We start from the raw sequence: 4444 nt of genomic DNA, 5'->3' as shown, positions 1-4444 counted from the left end.
CGCCGCTGTAAGTTTGATTAATATCTTCACCTTCTTCTATTAATTCAATCACTCTTTTTAAACTATGATTTTCTATAGCTTCAAATATATCATAATCTTTGCTGTATTCTCCTTCTTCTCTGTTGCCATAAGAAAAATCTGAGTTCATACCCTGAACTTTTACTACATTAGTATCGATCTTATTATCTATATTATTAGCATTACTTATAATATTCTCTTCTTTTTTACCGCAAGAAATTAGTAAAGTAAACATTAAAACAAAAGAAATTAATAGCAATTTTTTCATATATACCCAATCATAATAATTTAAAATTATACTATAAAAACAAATATTTTATATTGTTGCTAATAAAGCTATAACAATTCACTTCGTACATTGATATACGCTATATTATTTTATAATTTATTTTGACTATATTTATACAATGCGAACAATTTTTTATATTATTACTAATAAAAATTGTAGCTAATTGAGTCTAGCAAATTCATTTACTAGACACCCACTATTTTTATAAAATTACTCTTCAGCTCCTAGCTCTCTTAACTTCTCTAATGCTGCATCTTCATTGGCATAATATAAAACTCCGTCTCCGTCCTCATCTGTACTGTTTATATCAATACCCAAATCCTTAACCAAATAATCAAAAACCTCTACATTATCATTCAAAGCAGCCATATGAAGTCCGTTTGCATCATACATATTTTGAGAATTAACTAAATCAGAATCTGACTGTACAAGCATTTTTATTACATCAACATTGCCTGTGCCGCAAGCCCATAAAAATGCATTCCAACTGTCATCATCTTTAATATAAGGATCAGCACCTTTATCAAGCAAATATTTCATTATACCCAAATCTCTATAAAATACAGCAAATATTAAAGGAGTGCCCCCATCTATTGCATAACTATCATCCATAAATTCACTATATAAACTATCTCCAAAATAAGTTTGATCTATATCTTCGCCTTCTTCTTCTATTAATTCCTGTACTCTCTTTAAGCTATGATTTTGTATAGCCTCAAATATATCATACTCTTCGCTGTATTCTCCTTCCTCTCTATCACCGTGAGAAAAAGAAGAATTCATACTAACATATTTACCCTGAATCTTTACAATATTAGTATAGGTTTTATGATATATATTCTCTGGAGCACTTACATAAACTGCATTATTACTTATACTACTATCTTCTTTTTTACTGCAAGAAATAATAAAAGTAATCATTAAAACAAAAGAAATCAATAACAAATTTTTCATATACCGCCTCATAGTAATTAATAATTTGAGGTATTATACAATAAAAATAAATAATTTTATAGTATTCTTAATAAAGATTGCTTTATTAAATAATTAAAAAATATCGAATTTATACTTATAATTTTTTAAATCATTCCTTAATTCTATAACAAAAAAATTTAAAATAAAAAAATACCATTCATAAAATAAATATATGAATGGTATTAATTTTCTATTATCAAAAAATAAATTATATAGCCTCAGAACCGCCTATAATATCAAGAAGCTCATTAGTAATATGTTCCTGTCTGGCTCTGTTAGCTTTATTTTTTAGATCAGATAATAATCTCTCAGCATTATCTGTAGCATTCCTCATAGCAATAGATCTTTCAGCATTCTCAGATAAAAAAGAACTAGTAAGCATAAAATAAAAATAAGTTTTAATAGCCATAGGTACAATCTCTTTTAACACTTCTTCCCTATTTGGTTCTATAACATAATCTAATTGTTTTTTTATTTTATGTCCCTCAATATCTTCTTCATCCGGAATCATAGGGATTAAACTTTTTATTTTAGGTATATGTACAACCCTAGTATAATATCTAGTATATATAACTTCTACTCTTGATGCTTTATCAATAGCATACTGGTGCATGAAACGCTGAACAACAGTAGCACAATCACCAAAATTAGACTCTTCATCTATACGCGGATATTTACGTGCTATAGGTATTCCCTGTTTTTCAAAATATACCTCACCTTTCTTTCCAAGTACATGAAGCTCAACCTCTCTTCCATGTCTGTGATGATGCCTTATTCTCTCCATAGCCTCATCAAAAATCTTTGTATTATAAGAACCGCATAAACCTCTGCTTGAAGTTACAACAAAAAGTATTATATTCTTTATTTTCTTTTTTGGAGAAAGCAAAGGATGAAGATGATCCATATCTGAATGAGAAAGATCTTCTACTATTCTGTTTAATTTCTGAGTAAAAGGACGCATACCTTGTTCCACTGTTAATATCTTTGCCGTTCTGGAACGTGCTATCATATCCATTGTTTTAGTTATTTTATGCGTACTTGTTACAGCTTTTATTCTTGCCTTCAATACATTAAGTTTCTCTGCCATAATAAAACTCCAAATTATTAGAATTTTTTTAATCTTCTAAATCTTTATATAATTTATCTATTATATCATTATCAATATTCTCATCAAATTTACGGGCAAATAAATTATTATTATCATTATTTTTTATCATATCATAATCTGAAATTCCAAAAGTTTTAGGAGAAGAACATTCTGATTCACTCCAATCGATGTATCTTAAATTATCATTTATACAGTTACTTTTTAATTCACTATTTAACAATATAGATTGAAAAAAGAATTCATCGCTTCCCCAAACATTTTTAAATTGATTTATAAAATATTTATCTTTAATTAAATAATTCAATATATATTCAATCGCATTATTAGTTAAATTCCACCAAGAAGATCCATGGTATATATCATATTTAACTTTATTTTTTGTTATATTCAAATTAGATAAAAAGTTTCTTATATGTGTACTCAATAATTTTCTATATAAACCTTCAAAATTATAACACTGTACCCTATTATAAGAAGGAATATTAAAAATTTTATTATCTTTCACACTATTAATTTGATAATAATTTATATACTCTTTATCAAAATTACTATCAAAAAAATTTTGTATATAATTATTATTTTTTAAAGGTAAATCCTGCCCACTTATAAAGCAATACCTATTATAATTATTTTTTACAGCTTCTTTAATTAAGAATAAAGCAGTAGTAATTTGAGTAATTTCTGCATAATGTACATAATTCTTTTTATAAACTTGTACATTATCAAAACTTTTAAGATTAAGTTTACTATTTTTATCAATATGAATATAAATATCAAAATCTTTTTTAAGATGATTAATCAATCTCATTAATTGATTTTTATGTGCCAATATTAAAAAACATATTTTATTCATATAAATTAAAATTTAGACTTAAATTCTTCTATAACAGCATAAAGTTCATCAGGATTTTCTATATCTTTTGAATCTTTAATTTTATCAAGTATATTCTGCTTATCAGCTCTCATATACTGCAATAATCTCCATTCAAACTCATGAACTCTTTCAACCTCAATATTATCTAAGAAACCTTTAGTAGCAGCAAATATAACAACTACCTGTTCTTCAAAAGGCAAAGGAGTACACTGCTTCTGCTTAAGTAACTCAACCATTTTAGCACCTCTGTCTAATTGTGCCAAAGTAGCCTTATCAAGTCCTATACCAAGCTGTGAGAATGCCTCTAAAGATCTGTAAGAAGCAAGGTCAAGTCTTAAAGTACCGGCAACCTTTTTCATAGCCTTAGTTTGAGCATTACCTCCTACACGAGAAACAGATATACCAACATCAATAGCAGGACGAACACCGCTCATAAATAAACTTGCAAGCAAATATATCTGTCCGTCTGTTATAGAAATAACGTTAGTAGGAATATAGGCAGAAACCTCATTATCCTGAGTTTCTATTATAGGAAGTGCAGTTAAAGAACCGCCGCCTAATTCATCGCTAAGTTTGGCAGCTCTTTCAAGAAGTCTTGAATGCAAATAGAATACATCGCCCGGAAATGCTTCCCTTCCTGGAGGTCTTCTTAAAAGTAATGATATCTGTCTGTAAGCATTAGCCTGTTTAGTTAAGTCATCATATATAATTAATGTATCTTTTTTCTGCTCATACATAAAATATTCTGCCATAGCACATCCGGCATAAGGAGCTATATATAAAAGCGGAGCAGAATCAGCTGCAGTTGCCGCAACTACTATTGTATATTCTAATGCTCCATGCTGTCTTAATGTATCAACAACCCCGGCTACAGTAGAAGCCTTTTGACCTATTGCTACATAAACACATATAACACCTGTACCTTTTTGATTAATTATAGCATCGAGTGCAATGGAAGTTTTACCTGTACCTCTGTCGCCTATGATAAGCTGTCTTTGTCCTCTTCCTATAGGAGTCATAGAGTCAATAGCTTTAATACCAGTTTGAAGAGGCTGTTTTACTGCCTGTCTGTCAGCAATACCAGGAGCAGGAAATTCTATAACTCTCCTTTTATCGGTAGTTATTTCTCCATGTCCGTCTATAGGCACACCCAAAGGATTAACAACTCTTCCAAGTAATA

General features: G+C 28.8%; 4 protein-coding genes and 1 pseudogene. All 5 read right to left on the bottom strand.

Translation table 11 applies throughout. The features are described from left to right. Nucleotides 1-286 (bottom strand): annotated as a pseudogene (locus Q0J90_RS00335) (hypothetical protein); the annotation flags it as partial. 231 nt (nt 287-517) lie between these two features. Continuing rightward, complete coding sequence (locus tag Q0J90_RS00330; RefSeq protein WP_297276026.1) at nt 518-1273, bottom strand: ankyrin repeat domain-containing protein; 756 nt, start codon at nt 1271-1273, stop codon at nt 518-520. Between the two features lie 217 nt (nt 1274-1490). After that, nucleotides 1491-2369, bottom strand: coding sequence for an ATP synthase F1 subunit gamma (gene atpG, locus Q0J90_RS00325; protein ID WP_297276025.1), 879 nt, complete (start codon nt 2367-2369; stop codon nt 1491-1493). A 28-nt stretch (nt 2370-2397) separates the two neighbouring features. Then, a complete protein-coding gene (locus tag Q0J90_RS00320) occupies nt 2398-3243 on the bottom strand; it encodes a beta-1,6-N-acetylglucosaminyltransferase (RefSeq protein WP_297276024.1) in 846 nt (281 codons plus the stop codon). Nucleotides 3244-3248: 5 nt separating this feature from the next. Further along, nucleotides 3249-4444 (bottom strand): F0F1 ATP synthase subunit alpha (gene atpA, locus Q0J90_RS00315; RefSeq protein ID WP_297276023.1); only part of this gene is annotated, 1196 nt, incomplete at its 5' end.

It is taken from the genome of uncultured Brachyspira sp. (assembly GCF_944390595.1).
Classification (GTDB): Bacteria; Spirochaetota; Brachyspiria; order Brachyspirales; family Brachyspiraceae; genus Brachyspira.
Note: the sequence above shows the minus strand (reverse complement) of the source record. Positions and strands in the feature narration are given on the sequence as shown.